This is a genomic window from Rhabdobacter roseus (assembly GCF_014202275.1).
Classification (GTDB): domain Bacteria; phylum Bacteroidota; class Bacteroidia; order Cytophagales; family Spirosomataceae; genus Rhabdobacter; species Rhabdobacter roseus.
In genome coordinates this window covers 460,032-483,297 of the sequence record NZ_JACHGF010000003.1, presented here as the reverse complement: position 1 = coordinate 483,297, position 23,266 = coordinate 460,032, and the positions used below count along the sequence as shown (strand labels likewise).

The 23,266-nt window shown below is 54.4% G+C and carries 16 protein-coding genes; 15 read left to right on the top strand and 1 reads right to left on the bottom strand.

The genetic code is table 11. The features are described from left to right. Nucleotides 1-12 precede the first annotated feature (12 nt). The 6 genes from HNQ92_RS11845 (at nt 13) to HNQ92_RS11820 (ending at nt 5,506) form a co-directional block, all read left to right on the top strand. Nucleotides 13-879, top strand: a complete 867-nt coding sequence (locus tag HNQ92_RS11845; protein ID WP_184174230.1) for a DUF7003 family protein — start codon at nt 13-15, stop codon at nt 877-879. 209 nt (nt 880-1,088) lie between these two features. Further along, nucleotides 1,089-1,862, top strand: coding sequence for a glucose 1-dehydrogenase (locus HNQ92_RS11840; protein WP_184174229.1), 774 nt, complete (start codon nt 1,089-1,091; stop codon nt 1,860-1,862). 143 nt (nt 1,863-2,005) lie between these two features. Beyond that, on the top strand, nt 2,006-2,572 hold the full coding sequence (locus HNQ92_RS11835) for a hypothetical protein (RefSeq protein ID WP_184174228.1): 567 nt from the start codon (nt 2,006-2,008) through the stop codon (nt 2,570-2,572). A gap of 131 nt (nt 2,573-2,703) precedes the next feature. Further along, on the top strand, nt 2,704-4,089 hold the full coding sequence (locus tag HNQ92_RS11830; protein ID WP_184174227.1) for an aldehyde dehydrogenase family protein: 1,386 nt from the start codon (nt 2,704-2,706) through the stop codon (nt 4,087-4,089). Between the two features lie 51 nt (nt 4,090-4,140). Further along, nucleotides 4,141-4,917: a glutamine amidotransferase-related protein gene (locus HNQ92_RS11825; protein ID WP_184174226.1), complete on the top strand. Its 777-nt coding sequence runs from the start codon at nt 4,141-4,143 to the stop codon at nt 4,915-4,917. A gap of 64 nt (nt 4,918-4,981) precedes the next feature. Continuing rightward, nucleotides 4,982-5,506: a phosphoribosyltransferase family protein gene (locus HNQ92_RS11820; RefSeq protein ID WP_184174225.1), complete on the top strand. Its 525-nt coding sequence runs from the start codon at nt 4,982-4,984 to the stop codon at nt 5,504-5,506. 38 nt (nt 5,507-5,544) lie between these two features. Here HNQ92_RS11820 and HNQ92_RS11815 read toward each other — a convergent pair whose 3' ends face one another. Beyond that, nucleotides 5,545-8,496 (bottom strand): DEAD/DEAH box helicase, encoded by a 2,952-nt coding sequence (locus HNQ92_RS11815; protein WP_184174224.1) that lies wholly within the window; start codon nt 8,494-8,496, stop codon nt 5,545-5,547. Nucleotides 8,497-9,905: 1,409 nt separating this feature from the next. Here HNQ92_RS11815 and HNQ92_RS11810 point away from each other — a divergent pair. From HNQ92_RS11810 to HNQ92_RS11770, 9 genes are all read left to right on the top strand, one after another. Beyond that, a complete protein-coding gene (locus HNQ92_RS11810) occupies nt 9,906-11,363 on the top strand; it encodes an SGNH/GDSL hydrolase family protein (RefSeq protein ID WP_184174223.1) in 1,458 nt (485 codons plus the stop codon). A gap of 201 nt (nt 11,364-11,564) precedes the next feature. Further along, entirely contained in the window at nt 11,565-11,984 is a 420-nt protein-coding gene (locus HNQ92_RS11805) for a hypothetical protein (RefSeq protein WP_184174222.1), read from the top strand. Nucleotides 11,985-12,431: 447 nt separating this feature from the next. Beyond that, on the top strand, nt 12,432-13,442 hold the full coding sequence (locus tag HNQ92_RS11800) for a Gfo/Idh/MocA family protein (RefSeq protein WP_184174221.1): 1,011 nt from the start codon (nt 12,432-12,434) through the stop codon (nt 13,440-13,442). 133 nt (nt 13,443-13,575) lie between these two features. Beyond that, nucleotides 13,576-16,689: a SusC/RagA family TonB-linked outer membrane protein gene (locus HNQ92_RS11795; RefSeq protein WP_221307434.1), complete on the top strand. Its 3,114-nt coding sequence runs from the start codon at nt 13,576-13,578 to the stop codon at nt 16,687-16,689. A 28-nt stretch (nt 16,690-16,717) separates the two neighbouring features. After that, nucleotides 16,718-18,532, top strand: a complete 1,815-nt coding sequence (locus HNQ92_RS11790) for a RagB/SusD family nutrient uptake outer membrane protein (RefSeq protein WP_184174219.1) — start codon at nt 16,718-16,720, stop codon at nt 18,530-18,532. A 30-nt stretch (nt 18,533-18,562) separates the two neighbouring features. Beyond that, nucleotides 18,563-19,477, top strand: coding sequence for a DUF5017 domain-containing protein (locus HNQ92_RS11785; protein WP_184174218.1), 915 nt, complete (start codon nt 18,563-18,565; stop codon nt 19,475-19,477). A 22-nt stretch (nt 19,478-19,499) separates the two neighbouring features. Next, entirely contained in the window at nt 19,500-20,891 is a 1,392-nt protein-coding gene (locus HNQ92_RS11780) for a DegT/DnrJ/EryC1/StrS family aminotransferase (protein WP_184174217.1), read from the top strand. Beyond that, nucleotides 20,888-22,267: a neutral/alkaline non-lysosomal ceramidase N-terminal domain-containing protein gene (locus HNQ92_RS11775; RefSeq protein ID WP_184174216.1), complete on the top strand. Its 1,380-nt coding sequence runs from the start codon at nt 20,888-20,890 to the stop codon at nt 22,265-22,267. The genes HNQ92_RS11780 and HNQ92_RS11775 overlap by 4 nt, the downstream gene beginning before the upstream one ends. 16 nt (nt 22,268-22,283) lie before the next feature. Beyond that, nucleotides 22,284-23,252, top strand: coding sequence for an amidohydrolase family protein (locus tag HNQ92_RS11770; RefSeq protein ID WP_184174215.1), 969 nt, complete (start codon nt 22,284-22,286; stop codon nt 23,250-23,252). Nucleotides 23,253-23,266 lie beyond the last annotated feature (14 nt).

Here is a 23,266-nt window from a genome sequence, read left to right as displayed (position 1 = left end):
CTCGAATAAGCAATGACTGAAGAAGAAATATTAAGTACGCTTGATAATTCAAATGACGGATATTATTGTTCATTTGTTGAACTTGGCCATGTATATTCATACCTCATTGACTCAAGACTCAATGTTTTTCGTGACGACAACCACCGTTGGGCACTTGCCATTGAGAGACTAGGGTATAACCCGAGAGCAGGAGCTATTACTCTTGATATCAATTATTACGGAAACTGTTTGACAAATTTAGAATTCTACAACGGACGCCCAACAAGTTATTATAGTATACAACCAAATGATGCCGACAACTTCAACCAAACAATTGATGATGAAAGCCTAAAGTCAGATGCGAAAATTTGGTTAGTTCGTGGACAGGAGGTTTATTTAAGCCACAACAAACAAGATTACGTAGACGCCGGAATTAAATTGAAAGAATATGAACAAAATGAAATAAGAGTTGAAGAAGTTGGAAGGTTTGTTGTTTCTCAAAATCGAGATTTATTTCGTGCAACGGACAATGAATTACACAAGTCTATTCCGGCCGACTTAAAAAAAATATTAGTACTTGACGAGTGGTTTCATAAAGACTTTAAATTGCAATTTTCATCCGCAATAACAGACGATCATTTGCGTCAAACATACGAATTAAATAGACGCTTCACAGAGCTTAGCGAAATGAATTTTGAGAATTTTGCAAAATTATTTCGACTTCAAGAAGTACTAGAAGATGACTGGAATAGAGATATTTGGGAAAATAACAGACCAAGCTCTTATGAAACCTGGAAAATGCTTGCTAAAGTTATAGTGGCAGATGACTCCAATCAATATAAGCCTACCTTGGAACCAAATACGCATTGGATAAATTGGCCCGAATCGGGAAGTATGTAATGGGTAAATAAGTGAAAGAACTGTAGATAATAAATAAAAATGTAATTTGGCGAAAGCGGTGGTTTAATAGCAGTTGTGTAGGTAGACAAACAGATATGCTTCGAATGAATATTTAGGAGAAAGTGCTACAACTTAGCCAAGCCCCAAACCTTTATAATATATAGTGATTAACCCTTTTTATATCAATCAACTTCGAATACCCAACCTCTATGCGTTTAGAAAATAAAGTCGCCCTCATTACGGGGGGTGGAAACGGGATCGGCCGGGAAACGGCCTTGTTATTTGCCCAAGAAGGTGCTCAGGTCGTGGTGACGGACGTCAACGACGAAGCGGGTCAGGAAACGGTGAGCCTCATTACGGCGGCGGGCGGCACGGCCAGGTACTTCCGGGCCGACGTATCCAAAGCCGCCGACTGCGAGGCCATGGTCGCCTTTGCCGAGGAGCAGTACGGCAAGCTGAACGTACTTTTCAACAACGCGGGCATCATGCACAGCGACGACGACAACGCCATGACCACCGAGGAGGCCGTCTGGGACCTGACCATGAACATCAACGCCAAGGGCGTATTTCTGGGCTGTAAGTACGGCATTCCGGCGCTGCGCCGGGCGGGCGGCGGTTCCATCATCAATACGGCTTCCTTCGTGGCCATTTTGGGTGCGGCCACGCCGCAGGTAGCCTATACGGCCAGCAAAGGGGCCGTGCTGGCCCTCACCCGGGAGCTGGCTACCATCCACGCCCGCGAGAATATCCGCGTGAACGCACTCTGCCCCGGCCCGCTGCGGACCGAGCTACTGATGAAATTCCTGAATACCGAAGAAAAAAAGCAACGCCGCCTGGTGCATATCCCGATGGGTCGCTTCGGCGAAGCCAAAGAGATGGCCTACGCGGCGCTGTACCTGGCCTCGGACGAGTCGTCCTACACCACCGGGGCGGATTTCCTCGTTGACGGCGGGATCACCTCGGCCTACGTCACGCCGCTTTGATTCGCGCCGGGAGGTACTTTGAGGCCGTTTTTTTCTTGATCACTACCGGCATGGAGGTACTTGGCACGAATGATCTTTTTGGTGCCAAGTACCCTGAATGATGTACCTTACCGTACACGTTAGATTTTATTACATCAAACCAAATGAACGTACCAGAATTCTTATACCATTACTACGAACTTGCAAATGGTCCATTCCGAAATATCACTGAACATGGATATGAAAAAGCGGTAAAGATCCAAAATCAACTCGTAGAAGGTTTTAACAGTAAAAGGCCTGGTAATTATATTGAATTAAGATTTTCGCTGGAGACGAGAATCAAAGAACAGTTTATCCTGAAAGGGGGAAAGCCAACCAGGAATGATCCTTTCTACTTTACCTTAGGAGCCTGTGAATGGGCAAAATCATGGTACGTAAATCCTGGTGTTATAAAAATACCCGTAAAGGACTTTAATCCTGACCATGTAAGTTTTACGTATCCAGATAGCATGGTGTCCTTTCAGTTTTATGATGAACCTAAACTTGAAGTGTACAGGAAGGCTTGTAACGGACAAATCTTTCTACTCCAGGAAGTACCTGAGCTGATTAGTGAGTACGGACAGCCCTCCGAAGAGAAATGTCAAGCCGAGGAAAGATTCAAATATGACAAGTACATAGAGGTCCAGGTTTGGGACGATCGCGTAATAAAAAAATACATAAACAAAGCCTAACCGTGGATATGACTTATGGTGGGCCAAGTGGTAAATTCAAACGGTGGGCTTTTAAGTAAGTTTGTAGCAAGCCGAAACGAAATTGCTCCAAAAACCGCCCCAAGTCTTATACGCAAAACCTTCTTCTTCCCGTGAGTATTCAAAAAACCATCAGCCCCATCGACGGCTCCGTATACGTAGAGCGCCCCCTCGCTACGGGCAATGAAATAGAAAAGGTACTGGCTAAGGCCGAAAAAGCCCAGCAGCACTGGCGACAAACGAGCCTGGCCGAGCGCGCCGCCGTATGCCAGAAAGCAGTGGAGTACTTCCTGCTCCACGCCGACGCCATCGGGGAGGAGCTGACCTGGCAGATGGGGCGGCCCATTCGGTACACGCCCAACGAAATCCGGCGGGGCTTTCAGGAGCGGGCGCAGTACATGATTTCCGTGGCCGAAGAGGCCCTGGCCAACGTGCAGGTACCGGAGCTGCCGGGTTTTCGCCGGTTCATCAAGCGCGATCCGCTGGGCGTTGTCTTCGTGATAGCGCCCTGGAACTACCCCTACCTGACCTCCGTCAACTCGGTGATACCGGCCATCATGGCGGGCAATGCCGTGGTCCTTAAGCATGCCCAGCAAACGCCCCTCTGCGCCGAGCGCTACGCGGCGGCTTTTGCCTACGCCGGGCTGCCCGAGGGCGTATTTCAGTACCTGCACCTGAGCCACGGGCAGGTAGCGCAGGTCATTACCGACCCGCGCATGGCGTACGTGGCCTTCACGGGCTCGGTGGAGGGCGGTAAGGCGGTGCAGCGGGCTATCAACCAGCGCTTTATCGTAGGAGGCTTGGAACTGGGCGGTAAAGATCCGGCCTACGTACGGGCCGATGCCAACCTGGCCGACGCCATCGAAAACCTCGTCGACGGTTCTTTCTTCAACTCGGGGCAGTCGTGCTGCGGTATCGAGCGGATTTACGTACACAGCTCCGTGTACGAGCCCTTTGTGGAGGGCTTCGTCGCCTTGACCAAAACCTACCAACTGGGCAACCCGCTGGAGGCAGGTACTACGCTGGGGCCGATGGTACGCGCTTCGGCGGCGGCCTTTGCCCAGCAGCAAATCGATGAGGCCCTGCGGCAGGGCGCGCGGGCGCTGGTGGACCCCGCGCTCTTTGCGGCGCACGCGCCAGGTACCCCCTACATGGCCCCGCAGGTACTCGTGGACGTACACCACGGCATGGCCGTCATGGCCGAGGAAAGCTTTGCGCCGGTGGTGGGGATCATGGCCGTGCCAAACGACGAAGAGGCGATCCGGCTCATGAACGACAGCCACTACGGCCTGACGGCCTCCATCTGGACCAGCGACCTGGAGGCGGCCCTTTCGGTGGGTGAGAGGGTCGAGACGGGTACCTGGTTTATGAACCGCTGCGACTACCTGGACCCGGCCCTGGCCTGGACGGGCGTCAAGGATTCGGGCCGGGGCTGCACGCTCTCCCGGGTAGGCTACGAGTCATTAACCAGACCGAAATCATTTCATCTCAAACTTTAAAGTACCTGGTCGGCCTTTGATCAAGTACCTAAAAACCAGGCACAAGTACCTATGAAAATCGGACTGCTGGAATGCGATCACGTGCGGGAGGAGTTTCGCCACATCGCGGGCGACTACCGTGACATGTTCCCGGCGCTTTTTCGGGAAGTAGCTCCGTATTGGACGTTTACGTTTTTCGATGTGTGTAACGACGCGTTTCCCGCCTCCGTCCACGACTGCGACGCCTATATCTGTACCGGCTCGAAGTACTCCGTCTACGACGACGAGCCCTGGATTCACCGCCTCCAGGAGTTTGTTCGTCAGCTTTATAACAGCCAGAAGCCCTACGTAGGCGTGTGTTTTGGGCACCAGCTGCTGGCCGAGGCCCTGGGCGGAAAGGTGCAGAAAGCCGAAACGGGCTGGTGCGTGGGGGTACATGGCTTTGAGTTGGTACAGCCGGAAGCCTGGATGCAGCCCGCGCTACCGGCCTTCAATAGCCTCATGATGTGCCAGGATCAGGTACTTGCGCTACCGCCCGAGGGTACTTTGCTGGCCCGCACGCCCAGCTGCGCCGTCGGGATGTTCCGGGTAGGTACTTTTATGCTGGGCATCCAGGCGCATCCGGAGTTTACGAAGGAATACGACGAAGCCCTGATCCGGGCGCGGGTGGACCGGATAGGTACCTTGGGCGTGGAGGCGGGGCTGCAAAGCCTGGCGCTGGCGACCGACCAGCTCGTTTTTGCCGAATGGATCGTTCGTTTTGTGGAAGCCGCCCAGGGTAGTTTAGGGGGTACTTCCCCAGCAGCCCCGCGCGATTTAGGCTTTTCACCAAACCATATTCCTGGCTAGAGCGTTGAGAAGTTTTCATACCTGCTTACTTTTGCGGTAGAATCGTGCTTTTTACTATACACCCATGGCTACTCCCGTTGCTTCGTCGTTTCGTCAACAAATCCTGACGCCCTTGCAGGCTCGCCAGAAGATCCGGCGCATCGCCTTTGAAATCTACGAACAAAATTTTGAAGAGTCTGGCGTGGTGATAGCCGGAATCGTGGGCGAAGGCTACGCGTTTGCCCAGCGCCTGGTGGAGGAGCTACGGGAAATATCCCCCCTAAAAACAACCCTCATTGAAGTACGTTTTGACAAATCGCTCGCGTACCAAAGCCCCATTGCGTTTGGGGGCGAAGACGTAGCCCTGGACGGGCAGGTGGTGGTGGTGGTGGACGACGTGCTCAACACGGGCCGCACGCTGGCCTTTGCGCTGCAACCCTTTCTGAAAGTACCCATCAAAAAGCTACAGGTGGCCGTCATCGTGGACCGCAACCACCGCTGCTTTCCCGTATCGGCCGACTACGTGGGCTACTCTTTAAGTACCACCTTCAACGAGCACGTAAAAGTAGTCCTCAGCGATCCGGAGCAGGAAGGCGTGTATTTGCAGTAGCTACCAAAGTACCTTTCTCGGGTCCACTTTGCCTCCGTTTATTCCAGCAGGGCCAAGACGTCCTCGCGCGAGAGCGCTTTTATGAAGCCGTCCTCGTTGGAGATCAGGTCGTCGGCGAGCTGGCGTTTGGTACGTTGCAGGGCCAGTATTTTTTCTTCTACCGAATTTTTGGTAATGAATTTATAGGTAAAAACCGTCTTGTCCTGACCGATCCGGTGGGCGCGGTCGATGGCCTGGGCTTCGATGGCGGGGTTCCACCAGGGGTCCAGGATAAAGACGTAGTCGGCGGCCGTGAGATTGAGGCCCAGGCCCCCGGCTTTGAGCGAAATCAGGAAGAGCTTAAGGGACTCGTCGTTCTGGAAGTACTCTACCTGCGCCTGCCGGTCTTTAGTAGAGCCGTCGAGGTAGGCGTAAGGTACCTGCTGCTGGTCGAGGTACTTTCGGAACAAGTCGAGGTGACGAATGTACTGGCTAAAAATCAGGATCTTGTGGTTTTCACCCACGGCGGTTTCGAGCTTTCGAAGTACATCCTCAAACTTACCCGAATCGCCCTCGTAGCCCGGATCGACCATGCGGGGGTGATTGGCCAGCTGCCGCAGCTTGGTCAGGCCCTGAAGCACCACCATCTGCGAGCGCGCCATGCCTTCCTCGTCGATGCTCTTCAGAATGAGGTTTCGGTAGTACGACTTCGCCTCTTCGTACTGCTTTTCCTGTTCCGGGCTCATTTCGGAGTAATGAATGCTCTCGATCTTCGCGGGCAGGTCGGTGGCGACCTGCGACTTGTGCCGCCGCAAAATAAAGGGCTTAATGAGGTTGTAGAGCCGCTGCATCCGCTCCTCGTCGTTGCGCTTCTCGATGGGTACCTGGTACTGGTCCCGGAAAAACTTCTGGCTGCCCAGTAGGCCGGGATTGATGAAAGTCATCTGCGACCACAGGTCCAGGGTGCTGTTTTCCAGCGGTGTACCCGTCAGGATGAGCCGGTGGGCGGAGTTGAGCTGTTTTACGGCCTTAGTGATGTTGGAAGAAGGATTCTTGATGGCCTGCGACTCGTCCAGAATCACGTAGTGAAAGCGGTAGGTTTTCAGTAAGTCAATATCCAGCCTCACAATCCCGTAGGAAGTCAGGATGAGGTCGTAGTTTTCAAATTGCTCCGTATTTTTATCGCGGTAGGTACCCGTATACATGCATATCCGTAGCTCGGGGGTGAAGCGCTGCGCTTCCAGCGCCCAGTTGTAAAGCAGGGAGGTGGGCATCACCAGCAGCGACGGCTGGGTACTTCCGGCTTCCTTCTGCGACTGCAGGAAAGCCAGCGTTTGCACGGTTTTTCCCAGCCCCATGTCGTCGGCCAGGCAGCCGCCGAAGCGGTACTGATTCAGGAAGCGCAGCCAGTCGTAGCCCGCCTTTTGGTAGGGGCGCAGCAGGCCCTGAAACCGCTCCGGGGGCGCGTACTCCTCGATGCGCTGAAAATCCCGCAAGTTTTCGAGCCGTCGGCTCATGACCGTGGCCGCGAGGCTTTCTTTTTGGAGCTCCTGCACCAGCATGAGGTGGTGTTTGCAGAGCCGCAGGCTATCGAGCTGGGGGTCATGCTCGGCAAAGGCAAACAGCTCGGAGTACTTCGTAAACCACCACTCGGGGATTACCGCCACCTCGCCGTTCGGCAGGAGGAATTCCCGTTTTTGGTGCAAAATGTACTGCCGCAGCTTAATGAAGGGGATCTCGTACTCACCAAACCGCACCCGCGCCTGGATGTCGAACCAATCGTGGCCTTCGGTAATGGACACGTCCAGGGACGAGTACCCCAAAAAGTAGCGCTTGGCATCGCTGGCGTTCTGCTGCACCTGGATGCCGTGCTCGGCCAGTTGAGGAGCCATGCGCTGGATCCAGCCAAAGGCCCGGTTGCGGGGCATTACCACCCGGCCTTTGCGCAGGTCGAGCTCCCATTCTTTCAGCTGGTTGATCCGCTGGCGTTCGGCCCGCAGGTCCCGCCGGATTTTATGAAAAATATAATCTTCGTCGCGTTTCTCGAGGCTCACGTTGGAGTCGTGGGCGAAGCTGTCGAAGTGAAACGAAAACGAACCGTACTGAAACGACAGGTCAATCGCCAGGTCGCTTTCTTCGTCCTGCTCGCTTTCTTCGGGGGGGGCATCTTCGTCCAGGCCAAACAAAACCGGCGCCGAGGAAACTTTGGAGTTGAGTTCGGTCAGGGTTAGAATAGGCCTGGGTAGTTGCGATTCGTTTCGGATTTCGATGCCCCGTCCCTTCACGTCGTAGGAGGCAATGAGCGGCAGCACGAATTTACGGTAATACTGATCCTCCACCTTCCGCGGAATCACGATGAAGCGCTTGTTGAGAAAGGGGCGGAGTTTTTTGCCGTCAACTTTACCTTCAAAGTGGTACAGCTGATCCTTCACGACCAGCCAGGCGGGTTCGTCACAAATGATGATGCCGTCGTTATACTGAAAGTCAAGCTTTTGTCCGGCGTGCTTGAGCGTCGGGTAGTAGTGGGTATTTTCTTCGTTCCGAACCAAGTGAAACCGTACTTGGGCCTTTTCGGGCTGCCAGTAGATCTGCTTCCAGGTAGGGTTGCCGTCGTTGCCCATCACGAAGATTTCCTTGCCTTTCAGGTTGTCCAGAATTTGCGCTTTGATTCCTTCCAGGTACCCCGCGATGGCTTCCTGAAGTACTTTGTCGCCCTTTTGCGCGTCATACACTTTAAAAAAGAAATCAACGGGAGACAGCTTACGGGTATTGAATTTGCGCAGGATGACGTCCTGCTGGATTTCGTCGATGAGCCGTACGAGCTCGAAGTCAGCCTCGTCGAGGCCCGCCGCAAACTCATTGACATTTTTATACGAAATATTTTGGATCTGCAAGGTAAGGTCACCCCGGCTGTCGAGTTGTACTACAAAGGATTCAAAGAGGTAGCCCAGAAATTCGTGTTCCAATAAGGAATAAATAATTCGAAAAGGCGCAGAAGTAGATACCTTCATAGACAGGCACGGTGATGGTCAATTGCAGCTACGGTAACGTTTCGTAGTGCAAGGGTTTAGGAATAAGGATCTAACGAAAAATAAAGAGTACTTTCTTGAGGGGGCGCATTCGTTTCCAAAAAAACGATACCAAATATAAGGGCCGGTACGTCAAAAACCAACAAAACATCCATACGACTTTACTTTTTACGTTTCAGGCCATGCTTTTGCTTCCTGCCTCGCCGCGCGGCCAGGTACTTCATCGGTTTAGGTACCCGGCCGGCCCTGCTGCCGAGGCTGGGAAGAGGAGGAAGGCGTGGGTACAGGGGCCTTTCGTGTGGGTAAAAATTTGGTTTCTGGCGGTTATTCTACGTACGAAGGTACTTGGCGCAATTCAGGCGGTCAAAGTACCAATTATTGCTAGGTGAATTAGTTTATAAAGTACCTTGTAGGGTTTCCCTTCTTTTGATTCAAGGAGTCTACTTTACGCTTCAGAAGGGTTTACAAACGAACTCACATACCACTAACTTTTGTGGCCGCGTAGCGGTCGGATGTTTATAGAAAAGAAGACGTAGGGAGGGAACCCGCGTGCCGTCAGGTACGCAACCAGCGTTGGGCTTGCGTACCTAACGGCACGCCGACGGATTTGGGGGGGCTTTTAGCTATAAACATCGCGTGCCTACGGCACTGATTCGGCTCAAGCTTTTTGGTGAGGGATTTAGCTCTTGAAGCTTTTCCGCCGTGAGTGTACAGGGAACAAGGATCACAGCTTTAAGAAAAATAGTTACAGACTCATTCACTCACCAAGTAAACCTTTATTGGCATGATTTGTAAATGGATGATAATCAGTTTGTTGGTGTCTACTTTGTCCTGGCATCAAGAGGTTTCTGGCTGTTGGTTTGATTTCTAGTTCGCTGCTAAGCAGCTATTCAAAAGAAGCGTTATGACTAGTTTTCGGCGAGAACGAATGCTCTAATGGAAGGGGTTAGTGTAACGTAGTAAGGTCTTCTTTCTTAAAGAAAGTATTCTCTAGAGAACAGTAGCCGGACGATTTGATTCTATGATATGTGGAAGTAGAATAATATTTAACTCGGACAACGAGACTAGGCTATTGATAATGTATTGAATAAGTGCCATAGGTGCGCTATATTTATAGCCAAGATTCCCGCATTAATCCCGCCTTGTGCTTTTAGGTACTTATTAATGAGTGAATAGGAGCGTAAAGTATCCTACTAGCTTTCTCTTCAATAAAATGAAGGAGTTTTGTCAACTACCGGACTGACTTTATAGGCTAATTTACGGAGCAATAGCTAGTGGGATGATCCATCCATAAGCCTATTTTTCTTTCTACTGACCCGGCGGACCGGAAATGTTCGACCGCTACGCGTCCAAATAAGATCATAGTTTTTGTATTACTTAATCTTTTCTTGATGAAAATATACCTTAAAGGTCTTATTAAAAAACTCAAACACCGACCATTAGAATTTGAATTGAAGGACGCAAAAGTGCTGACCAAAGCCCTTCGACAAAAGCTTCTGCCTGATACAATCATTCGGGAAACGGCCATTCAGATTTTAGATTTATCGGAGAGAGGTATTTTTCGCTCAACAGCTGCTGATGGCGGATTAGGCTTTTTCAACAAAATTAGCCGGGCCAAACGACAGGATCTATTTTGGGATAGAATGCAAAAGGATTTTAGGAAAGAGAAAAGCAATATTGTGGTCGTCGCGGAAGGGGACTCATGGTTTGAACACCCCTTTTTGCAAGACATCGTTGACCATATCAATCGTAATGAAGACATCGCCGTTTACAGCCTAGCCTCTGCTGCCGATTGGCTCGATAATATGCTCTTTCAGGGCGAGTATATTGATATGCTGTCGGTTATTAAACCCGATGTCTTTTTGGTCAGCGCGGGTGGGAACGACCTGCTGGGCGACAAAAAAATTGGAATTATGTGCCGGGGCATTGTACAGGGTATCACTGAAACAAATGTGCAGAACTGCCCCAACTACATCTATACCCAAACTATTCCTGAGCGTTTCAAACAAGGCTTAATAGATCTTGAGAAAGAAGGCAGGCAAGCAGAAGCCGATGCCATCAGGGCGGGCGTCAAACACCTGACCAAAGAATTTTTTGGCTTTCTCAATATCATGCAGTGGCAGTACGATTACCTCTTTGCGTGCCTTCGTGCTAAATATGAAATAATGCCCATTTTTACGCAGAGCTACGACTATGCCATTCCGCAAATACTGATTAAAAGGCCTTTCGAACTAGCATACTGGTACCAACGGCCACTTAATGAAATACTTCAAAGTGGCAAATGGATTGAAACCGCCATGCGCAATGCGGAGTTTTATGAACCCGAAAAGATGCACAGTTCTATTAAAGCGATGCTGTACCTGTTCAAGCACATGGTTATAGAAACGGCCGCATCGTATAAATACGTCTATCATATCGACAGCCAGGGGCTAACCAAACCCAATGAATGGTTTGATGAAATCCATATCAAGAGCCACAAGTTTTTGCAGGTTGGGCAAGCATACGCCAACGCCATGCGTAAGGCGGTAGCTTTGCGAAATGAACTTAAAAAAGGCAGTACCATTACCGAAGAAATACCGCGCGTCTATAGGTCAATGGATACAACCGAACAACCCTCCTTTGAACAAGCCTACAGGGCCTTTAGAAGCGAAAAAAGCCCGTCAAACTGGCGCTTTATCGGGCTGAAATTACTGGCTTTTGGCCTTGTCTTCGGCATTTTGTATTGGTTTTCGCAACCTGTTGCCTGCAAACTTGCCACCCTTGTGATTGGACTCTGGATTTTAATAAAATTATATGGCTTTTTGAGAGCAGTGGTCCTGAGCTATGTCTTTTCTAAAAAGCGAGAGTAAATCAAGTCAACTGTTAATTAGTTGCCCACTACTTAGCGCAATTCAGGCGGTCAAAGTACCAATTCGCCGGGCTTCTCGGGGGGTTGGTACGGAGGGTACTTGGATGTCCCTGGGGTGGAGGGTACTTTTGTGTCAGCCAGACGGCCCAGCTGCCCGGCGCTAAGTACCTTTTTATTTTCACCCAAACTATTTTACTAAGCCATGAAAAATGTACGCTTTACCCTGCTACTGCTGTGGGCCGCCACCGCGCTGCTGAGCTCTTGCAAGAAAGAAAAAGACCCCGCCCCCGACCTGGCTACCCGGGTAGCCAGTACCTACGTTTTCTCGGAGCTCTTCTACGACGGCCGCACCATCCCGGCCAAAGATACCGATCTGAAGGGCAGTGTCCGGATCACCCGAAAAACGGAAACGACCGTCGACATCCAGCTCGACATCCGGCAGAAATCCACGAATGACGACTTCATGGCGTACGACGTAGAGGGAGTAATCTTGACCGAAAACGGAAGCGAGGTCTTTTTGGCTTACGAAGGCGAGCAGTTTGCCAAGATAAAAGGCGATGCTATCACGGTGACGGGCGAGGATAGCGCCGGGGAGCGCTTTGCCATCATCGCCAAACGATGAAGATGGCCAACCACCGGAATTCCTACCCGAGATAGGAAGGAGTAAAAAAACACCGACAGCAAAGCAACGGCTAGGAGCATTCAGGGCCGTTGCTTTTTTTATGGATAAAATAGCCGTGAGAAGGTCGTTGAAGGTAAGCACGCAGGCTGTTTTCCCTTTTTTGTAAAGGTACCCTGGTCGGTTAAACCGTACACCTCTTTTCGTTTTTTTTGGCCGCCAAGTCCCCCCCCGCGGCGAAACAGAAGGCTGCCAGGGCGAAGTTGTGATTAATTTTGCCGAAAGGCTATTACCCTAAATAAATAACGGCGTTTTGCTGATTACCTAAAATTTTATGGAAATTATTTGCCGAATAGTTGTGCCTTTAATAAATGTCGTTTACTTTTACGTGTACGTTAACGTTAAACTCAATGCGCGTTTATCTCCTAACTTCAACTAGGTAGTTTGTCCATGAAAAGTACCTCCCTTGACCGCCGAGCCTTCCTGCAACGTACCGCCCTGGGTACCCTGGCATTGGGTACCTATTCCATCTCTTCGCTGGCCGGGGCGGAGCAGGGTAAGCGCATTGGTATCATTGGCCTTGATACCTCGCATAGCGTGGCTTTTACCAAGGTACTTAACGCGGCTGACGCCAAGCCGGAGTACCGGGGCTACCGGGTAGTAGCGGCCTACCCGCACGGCAGCCACGACATCGAGACGAGCGTAAAGCGCATCCCCGGCTACGTGGAAGAAGTGAAAAAGCGGAACGTCGAAATTGTGGAGTCGATCGAGGTACTTTTGACAAAAGTGGACGTCGTACTGCTCGAAACCAACGACGGGCGGCGGCACCTGGAGCAGGCCCGGCAGGTACTCCAAGCCGGCAAGCGCGTCTTTATCGACAAACCTATCGCCGCCTCCCTGGCCGACGCCATGGCCCTCTTTAACCTGGCGGCCCAGCACAAAATCCCCGTCTTCTCGGCCTCGTCGCTGCGGTACATCCAGGGCCTGGACCAGGTGAATAAAAAAGAGGTAGTGGGAGCCGATACGTTCAGTCCGGCTACGCTCGAAAAAACGCACCCGGATTTGTTTTGGTACGGCGTACACGGCGTTGAAATGCTTTTTGCGGCGATGGGTACCGGCTGCCGGGAGGTAGTGCGGGTACATACGGAAGGCACGGACGTGGTGGTAGGTACCTGGGCCGACGGCCGGGTGGGTACTTTCCGAGGTACCCGCACGGGCAAAAATGGCTACGGAGGTACCGTCTACACCGAAGGGGGCGCGGTGGTGCTGGGGCCGTACGGCGGCTACGAGCCGTTGCTCAGGGAAATCATTGGGTACTTTGAAACGGGCGTGTCGCCGGTCGCGGCGACGGAAACGCTGGAAATTTTTGCTTTCATGGAAGCGGCCGACGAAAGCAAGCGCCGAGGAGGAAAGACCGTGAGTATCGAAAGTGTGCTGGGAAAAGCAAAAACCGCCGGTTAGCGCCACCTTTTATTTGCGTTCGTAACGTGTACGTACACGTTACGTTTTTATACCAATTACTTGACCAATTAACCTAGTACTACTATCGACTACTTCTATGCAAAACTCCCGATGTCCAAGATTCTTTGCCCTTTTGCTGGCAACGCTAATGTTCCTGAGGTGCAGCACGGCCTTCGCCCAGGAAGCACGAGAAATAACGGGGAGCGTTCTGGACGCTCAAAGTAAAGAGGCCATTCCCGGCACCAACATCCTGATTAAGGGTACATTGACGGGTACCTCCACCGACAAGGACGGCGCGTTCAGGCTTTCCGCCCGGCCCGAGGATATTCTGGTGTTTTCCTTCGTAGGCTACGAAACCTACGAGGAAGCCGTGGGGAACCGAAGTACCCTGCAGGTGAGCCTGAAGCCCGGCGACGCCAACCTCAACGAAGTGGTGGTAGTTGGGTACGGGTCGGTACGGAAAACCGACCTGACCGGCTCGGTGGGGCAGGTGAGGGTAGATGAGCTCGTGAAAGCGCCTGTCACTTCCTTCTCTGACGCCCTGGCCGGGCGCGTAGCGGGCGTGCAGGTATCGGCCAACGACGGCCAGCCGGGCTCGGCCCCCAACATCATCATTCGGGGCGCTAACTCGCTCACGCAGAATAATTCGCCCCTGTACGTCATCGACGGCTTCCCGGTCGAGAACCCCAATGCGGCGGCCATCAATCCGGAAGAAATTGAATCCATGAACATCCTGAAGGATGCCTCCGCCACGGCCATTTACGGCTCCCGGGCGGCCAACGGCGTGATCGTGATCGAGACCAAGCGTGGCAAGAGCGGGCGGCCCGTCGTGACGCTGAATACCTCCTACGGATTTCAGGAGGTACGTAAAACCATTGACATGATGAATCCCTACGAATTCATCAAGTACCAGTACGAGCGCCGTCCCGAGATCACCGCCGAAAGGTACTTTACCGAAGGGCGCACCCTGGAGACGTACCGCAACGAGCCCGCCGTAGACTGGCAGGACCAGGTACTTCGGCGCGGCGGCATGACCATCAACAACCTGGCCATCCGGGGCGGTACTGACAAAACGCAGTACTCGCTTTCGGGCTCGGTGGTGGACCAGCAGGGCGTGGTGATCAATACCAACTACGGCCGGTACCAGGGCCGCTTCACGCTGGACCAGACCATCAACGATAAAGTAAAAACGGGCGTGACCGTCAATTACAGCAAGCTCAATACTTTCGGCCAGCCCGTGGCGTCCAATCCGGGCTCTTCCTCCATCTCCACCTACCTGTGGTTTCGGGTGTGGGCGTACCGGCCTTTGTCGGGCAGTGAGTTTGATCTGGTGGATGAAATCGCCGACCCGGCCAACATCACCGCCTCCGACGTGCGCCTGAACCCCCTGGTAACCGTCCAGAATGATTATACCAAAGACGTGTCGACGGATTTTTCGGCCAACGGGTACCTGAGCTATGCCATCACCGATGCCCTCACGCTCCGGCTCACCGGTATTACCAATAGCCGCATCAACCGCGCCGACCGCTACTACAACAGCAACACGCCCCAGGGCAGCCCCCTCAACCCCAACAACGTGCGCGGCGTCAATGGCTCGGTGAGCTACGGCGAGATCAACGTGTGGTCCAGCGAAAATACCCTGACCTACCACAAGGAGCTCAACGCGCAAAACACCTTAAACGTAGTAGGCGGCTTTTCGTTGCAAAGTACCAAAACCGAAGGCTATGGCTTTGCCGCGCAGAACCTACCCAACGAGGGGCTCATCATGAACGGCCTGGACGAAGGGGTACCTTACTCGGGCACAGCCTACTCAAGTGCCAACACGCTGGCATCGTTTTTCGGTCGGGCCAATTTTAACCACCAGTCCAAGTACCTGCTCACGGTGACCTTCCGCGGCGACGGCTCCTCCAAGTTTGCGCCCCAGAACCGCTGGGGGTACTTTCCGTCGGCAGCCGTGGCCTGGAACATGTCCAACGAGGATTTCCTGAAATCAAGTACCCTTATATCCAACTCCAAACTGCGCTTCAGCTACGGCGTAACGGGCAACAACCGCGTGGGTGACTTCGACTGGACGGAGCGGCTCAGCCAAACCATCAACGGCTATTCCTATAACAACGGCACACCTACCTCGGCCATCAACCCCGCCAACATGGCCAACCAAAACCTGCGCTGGGAGAAAACGGCTCAGATGGACCTGGGCTACGACCTGGGGCTGTTCCGGAACCGCGTGGAGCTGACGGTGGATTTGTACCAAAAAATAACCAACGACTTGCTGCTGCGGGCCGACCTACCCACGAGCTCGGGTTTTTCGTCGGCTTTTAAAAACATTGGTAAACTAAAAAACGAGGGAATTGAGCTGAGTCTGTTCACGGTCAATATGGCCAAAAAGGATTTTAGCTGGCGGAGCAATTTCAACATCAGCTTCAACAAAAACCAGATCCTGGAGCTGACCGAGGGCCAGCAGCTCCTGCAAAATTCCGTTTCGTTTGAATCCCAATTTTCTGCGCCGCTGTATGTCTCCGCCATCGGCCAGCCCGCCGGGATGTTTTACGGCTACGTGTTTGACGGCGTGTACCAGTACGAGGATTTCCTCAATCCGGCCCCCGGCGTGTACGTACTTCGCAACGAGCTACCCACCAACGGCAACGCCCGGACGGCCATCCAGCCCGGCGACATCAAGTACCAGGATACCAACGGCGACGGCGTTGTGAACAGCCTGGACATGATTGTGATTGGCCGCGGACAGCCTATTCATACGGGTGGTTTTTCCAACAGTTTTACCTACAAAGGATTTAGCCTGGATGCTTTCTTTCAGTGGTCCTACGGCAACCAGATCTACAACGCCAACCGCCTGACCTTCGAAGGCAACAGCAACGGCCGCCACGAGATGAACCAGTTTGCCAGCTACGTGAACCGCTGGTCGCCCGAAAACCAAACCAACGCCAACTACCGGGCGGGCGGACAGGGCCCCATCGGGTACCATTCGTCGCGGGTACTTGAGGACGGGTCGTACCTGCGGCTCAAAACCCTGGCGCTGAGCTACAGCATTCCGCAGCGGATCGTGAGTAAGCTTTCGATTGCCAATCTCAGCCTGACGATGTCTGCCCAAAACCTGCTGACCTGGACCAGGTACTCCGGCATGGACCCCGAGGTATCGGCCCGCAACTCGGTGCTAACGCCGGGCTTCGATTTCTCGGCCTACCCGCAGGCGCGTACCGTGCTGTTTGGCCTCAACGCCACTTTTTAGGAAGACAACCATTCACCGAGCAACAACAATGAAAAAGATACTCTTGATACTGACCGTACTCTTCACCCTGAGTTCCTGTGAGGATTTTCTGGAAACAACCCCGACGGACTTCCTGGCTCCGGCCAACTACTATAACACCGAAGCGGAGCTGGAAGCCGCCCTGGCGGGTGTTTACAACATCCTGAGCCACAATAATCTTTATCGGGGCGGGATCGTGTACCTCAACGGCTTCGAAGGCGACGAGTCGTACATCAACCGCGCAACGCTGATCAACTACCCCTTCACCTACGACTACACCGCCACCAACAGTACCATCGAAGGCTACTGGAACGGCTGCTACAGCGGCATTGCGCGCGCCAATTTGTTGCTGAAGAACATCGACAACAACGCGTCCATCCGGCAGGAAATCAGGGACCGGGTGCGCGGGCAAGCGCTTTTCTTGCGGGGGTATTACCACTTCTTGCTAGTGCAAAGCTTTGGAGGAGTACCGCTCCTGCTGGAGCCTACGGCCTCGGTGGAGGCGGTAGACGTAGCCCGGTCTTCGGCTAAGGAAGTGTACGACGCAGTGCTCCGGGACATGGAGCAGGCCGAGGCGCTGGTGGCGCCCATCAGTACCTACGGGCATGGCAGTCGGGTGAGTAAGTCGGCGGTGCGGGGCCTACTGGCGCGGGTGTGCCTGCACATGGCAGGCCAGCCGGTGCGGGACGAAAGCAAGTACGAAGACGCGCGAAAATGGGCCAAAATGGTGATCGATGACGCCACGGCGGGTCACCAGCTCAACCCCAGCTATGCCGATATTTTCATCAAAATTGCCCGCGATGAGTACGACATCAGGGAGAGTATCTGGGAAGCGGAGTTTTGGGGTAACGGCGCCGACGCCTATTCCATGTCCGGCAACAACGCCCGGATCAACGCCCCGGCCTCTTCCAACCCCAATACGGGTACCTCGGTGGCCTACCTGAACGTAACCGGCAAGCTGTACGACGCCTTCGAAAATGGTGACCTGCGCAAGCCTTGGAGTATTCCTAATTTTAGATATAATACCACCGGTGAGCGCGGAGCCAAAACCTTCGTGGATCCCCCCACCCGCGCGGGGGTGTACCTGATCAATACCGGCAAGTACCGCCGCGAGTACGAAACGCTTTTGCCCCAGAATGCCAATACCAGCCCTCAGAACTGGCCGATCCTGCGCTTTGCCGACGTACTCCTGATGTACGCCGAGGCGGTGAATCACCTCAACGGGCCTACCGCCGAAGCCGTAGAGGCCGTGAATCTGGTGCGGCGCCGGGCGTGGTCGAAGGGCATCAAGGAGGTGACCATCACCAACGGCGGGAGCGGCTATACTTCGGCCCCGACGGTGACCTTTAGCGGCACGGGCGGAGCCGTGGCCACGGCTACGGTAGAGGGCGGCCGCGTGACGGGCCTGGTGTTTGCGCCGGATGCCGTCATTGGGGCCAAAACGGGTAGTTATACTTCCGCGCCCACGATTACCCTGAGTGGTGGGGGTGGCAGTGGAGCCACGGCTACCGCTACTGTGTATACTCCCACCGACGCCGACGTACCCGCTTCGGCTACGGCTTCCAAGGGTAGTTTTCTGTGGTTTTTGCAGGAGGAACGCCTGCGGGAGCTCAATACCGAAGGGCTGCGCCGACACGACTTGATCCGCTGGGGCATTTTTGTGCAGGCGCTGCACGAAGTGGCCGATAGGATTGCGCAGGATGTGGGAAATCCCAGCTACCTGCAGCGGTTTCGGGACGTGACGGAGCGCCATGTCATCTGGCCCATTCCCACCCGCGAGCTAACCCTCAACCGGGCCATGACGCAAAATGAAGGCTGGAACTAAGTATAAATCAGATTTAAACGAATTTTAGATATGAAACGCATACTCTGTTGCCTAGTAGGGGCCGCTTTGGGGTTGGCCTCCTGCCAAAATGAATTAGACGTAAACGGCGGCACGCCGGACTTCGAGGTACCTGCGGTTACCGGTACCTTACAAGCCGGGCGGCCGGTCACGTTTCAGTTTGCGGGTGATGCCGGGCTGATCTCGTTCTATTCGGGAGAGCCGCTGAAACAATACGAAAAGAAGGAAGGCCGGACCGAGAAAGCCACGGGAGGTACCCTGACGTTTACGTCGGCGGTCACCGGAGGTACCCAGGCCAATCAGCTGTCTGTACTGGCTTCGTCGGATTTCAACGGAAACTACGCCGATCCGGCCAGCGTTCAAGCCGCCAGCTGGACCGACATCACGTCGCGATTCACCCTGGGTACCTCGGCTTCGTTTACCAGCTCCACGGCCAAAAGCATTTCGGATTTGATGGTACCTGGGAAGCCCCTTTACGTAGCTTTTAAGTATACTACCAAACCGCAGGCCGACCACGGGGCCGCCCGCACCTGGATGATTCAGGGCCTGACGCTGCAAAGTACCACGGCCATCGGTACTGTGACGGCGGCCGATATGTTCACGGCGGGGCTGCGGCTGGTAGGTACTTCGGCGGCGCGCTCGTCGGCCACCACGGCCCGCGTGACCTTTCTGGCTAACGAAAACAGCACGGGCAGCGACCCGGCCTCGGAGATCTGGGCCATCAGTGCGCCCCTCCCCTGGGAGAACGTAACCCTGGGCCCCGACCGCCCCGTGGGCATCAAGGGCAATACCGGCGCGCGGCTGGAAAGCTACACCTATACCTACACCCGACCCGGTACCTATAAAGCCACCTTCGTGGCCCAGAATGCCAACATTGACCAACGAAAAGAAGTGGTGAAACACGTAGACATTACCATTACCGAATAAAACCCATGATCCTTTTTGCCGCATGAAAAGTACCCTGAAGAATCACGTCTCCCGTCGGGAGTTTATCAAACGAAATGCCCTGGCGGGTCTGGGAACCGTCGTGGCCTCGGGCTTGTCCGCTCCGGTACTGGCCAAAGCGCTGGAAACGACCCCGCAGCCCGCGTTGCTGGGTGGGCCGTCGGCCTGGAGCGAACTACAGTGGCCGAAATGGCCGCAGTGGAACCCCGAAACGGACGAAAAACGCCTGCTGGAGGTCGTTCGGAGTGGGGTGTGGTCGCGCGCCAACGTCGTGACGGAGTTTGAAAAGGAATGGGCCAGTGCCGTAGGTACCCAGCGCTGCCTGGCGGTAGTGAACGGCACCAATGCCCTGGTGACCGCCCTATCTCAGCTCCACATTCAGGCGGGCGACGAGGTACTGGTGCCGCCCTACACGTTTATTGCTACCGTCACGGCGGTACTTTCCAACGGCGCGTTGCCGGTGTTTGTGGACGTCGATCCGGAGACTTTTCAGATGGACCCCAAAAAGATCGAAGCCAAAATTACCTCCCGCACCAAAGCCATTGTGCCGGTACACATCCTGGGGCTCCCCTGCGACATGGACCCGATCCTGGCCATTGCCAAAAAACACAACCTGGTGGTGATCGAAGACGCCTGCCAGGCGCATTTGGCCGAATACAAAAAGCAGAAAGTAGGCAGCCTTGGCCACGCGGGCTGCTTTAGTTTTCAGAATTCCAAGAACCTGGCCATCGGCGAAGGTGGCGCGGTGGTGAGCAACGACGACGCTTTCATGGACCGCTGCTTTTCCTATACCAACTTTGGCAACCCCTACGGTACCGCCGTGGGTGCGGTAGGAGCCGGGAGTGTGATGCAGGGCACCAAGCTGCGCTTCACGGAGTACCAGGCGGCCATCGGCCTGGCGCAGCTCAAACGCCTGGACGCCCAGACGACCACCCGCCACGAAAACGCGGAATACCTCAAGTCCATGATCAAGGATATTCCGGGTATAGTGCCGTACCGGCTCTACGACAACGTCACCCGGGGGGCGTTCCACCTCTTTCCGTTTCGGTACAAGGCGGATGGTTTCAAGGGGTTGTCACGCGATGGGTTTCTGAAAGCGCTGCGCGCCGAAGGGGTACCTTGCTCCAGCGGCTACACCGTGCTGAACACCCAGCCTTTCCTGCAAGATACCTTCGCGACCAAGGCCTATCAGGCGGTTTATCCCAAAGAGTTATTGGATATAAAAAAGTACAACGAGCGCAACCACTGCCCCCAAAACAACCAGCTGTGCCGCGAAGCCGTGTGGTTTACGCAAAACATGCTGCTGGGTAGCCGCTCGGACATGGAAGCCATCGCTTCGGCTATAGTGAAAATACACAAAAACGCGGAGCAGCTTAAAAGTACCAGCCAGAAATGAGAAAACGAGCTACGTTTTTAGCGCTCAGTTTGGCGCTGCTTTGGGTACTTGTAGGTACCTGTCCGGCCGAGGCTCAGGTACCTGGGGGTTGGAAGGCGGGCGTAGCGCGGGCCGTCATTACGCCCAAAGAATCCCTTTGGATGGCGGGCTTTGCCGTGCGTAGCCGCCCCTCGGAGGGGGTACTTCACGACCTGTGGGCCAAGGTACTGGTGCTGGAAGATGCCACCGGCCAGCGGGCCGTGCTAGTCACGACCGACCTGCTGGGCTTTCCCAAGGGCGTCTCGGACACGATCCGGGCGCGGTTGCAGGCGCGTTTTGCGTTGACGAAGGCACAGGTGATTCTGAACTCATCGCATACGCACTCGGGACCCGTGCTGGAAAATGCCCTCTCGGACATCTACCCGCTGGACGACGAGCAGCGCCGCCGCATCAGCCGCTACTCCCGCCTGCTGGAAGACCAGCTTGTGGCGCTGGTAGGGCAGGCGCTGCGTACCCTGGAGCCCGTAACCCTCCACGCCGAAAGCGGCGTGACGCGGTTTCAGGTAAACCGGCGCAACAACAATGCCGCTACCCTGGCGCGGGTGCCGGAGCTACGAGGCCCCAACGACTACGCCGTGCCGGTATTGAAGGTACTTGGTGCCAAAGGCGAGCTGAAGGCCGTGGCCTTTGGCTACGCCTGCCACCCCGTGGTGCTGGACCTCTACCAGTGGTCGGGCGACTACGTGGGTTTTGCCCAGCTGGAGCTTGAAAAGGCGCATCCGGGTACCTTGGCGATGTTTTTTCAGGGAGCCGCCGGAGACCAGAATCCATTGCCCCGCCACACCGTGCCCCTGGCGCGGCAGTACGGCCGCGAACTGGCCGCCGCCGTGGAGCGCGTGCTGGAAGACCCCATGCGGCCGCTAGCGCCCACGTTGGCGATGGCGTATTCGGAGGTAGACCTGGCGCTGGCTAAGGCTCCCACCGAGGAAGAACTGACCCAGCTGGCTAGCTCCACCTCGGTGGAGTACTACAAGCGCTGGGCCAACCGGATGCGGACGAACCTCAAAAAAGGAGAGACTTTCCAAACAAACTACCCTTACCCGATCCAGGTATGGCGGCTGGGCGACCAACCCCTGGTGAGCCTGGGGGGCGAAGTGGTGGTGGAGTACGCGATCAAGATCAAGCAACTGTTGGGTCCAGGTACCTTTGTGATGGCCTACTCCAACGACGTGATGGGGTACATTCCTTCGGCCACCGTGTTGCAGGAAGGAGGCTACGAAGGGGCTACGTCCCAGATGGTGTACGGACTACCCGCGCCCTGGCAGGCGTCCATCGAGGCAACCATTTTAGCTGAAATTGTGAAAGTAGCGCAAAAGGCCGGAGTACCTACCCATTAACCCACCCGATTACACCATGAATACAGAGAAATCGTCGTCCTTCCTCACGCGCCGGGGCTTTTTAGCCAGCACCAGTCTAATGCTGGCCGGAGCTACCTTCAAACTACCCTTTGAAAAGCGGGAAGGAACTCAGGCTGAACCCATCATCGACATTCACCAGCATACCGACTACATGGGCCGGACCCACGAGCAGCTGATCGCGCACCAGCAGGCCATGGGCGTCACCACTACCTTTTTGCTGCCCGCTGGTACTCCCGCCTTTGGTTTTTCTACGCACAAAGGAATTTCCAACGGCTTACAGGCCAAGTGCAGTGGCAACGAAGCCTGCTACGGCCTGGCCCAAAAGTACCCCGGGCAGTTCACCTTTGGCGCAAACGAAGTACCTGATTTGCCGGAGGCCGTGCAGGAAATTGAAAAGTACCTCAAGCTGGGAGCGCCCATTATCGGTGAGTCCAAGTTTGGCCTCGAGTGCGATGCGCCCGAAATGCAGCGGATCTACGAGCTAGCCCAAACCTACCGGGTACCCGTGCTGATGCACTGGCAGTACACCATGTACAACTACGATTTCTACCGCTTTCATACCATGCTGGAAAAGTACCCCCAGGTGAATTTTATCGGGCACGCCCAAACCTGGTGGGCCAACATTGACAAAAACCATCAGGACCAAAACGTACTGTATCCCAAAGCCAAGGTAACGGCCGGGGGCCTGACCGACCGCCTGCTCAGCAAGTACCCCAACCTGTACGGTGATATGTCGGCCGGGTCGGGCCTGAACGCCCTGCTGCGCGATGAGGAGCACGCGCGGGGCTTCCTGGAGCGCCACCAGGACAAGCTCCTGTACGGGAGTGATTGCCTGGATGCGTTCGGGCACGGACCCAACTGCCAGGGAGCCCAAACCATCGCGGCGATTCGTAGACTCGCGCCCACGAAGGCCATTGAAAGAAAAATTCTGTACGAGAACGCGAAAAAGTTATTCCGGCTCTGATTACCCCATTTTGT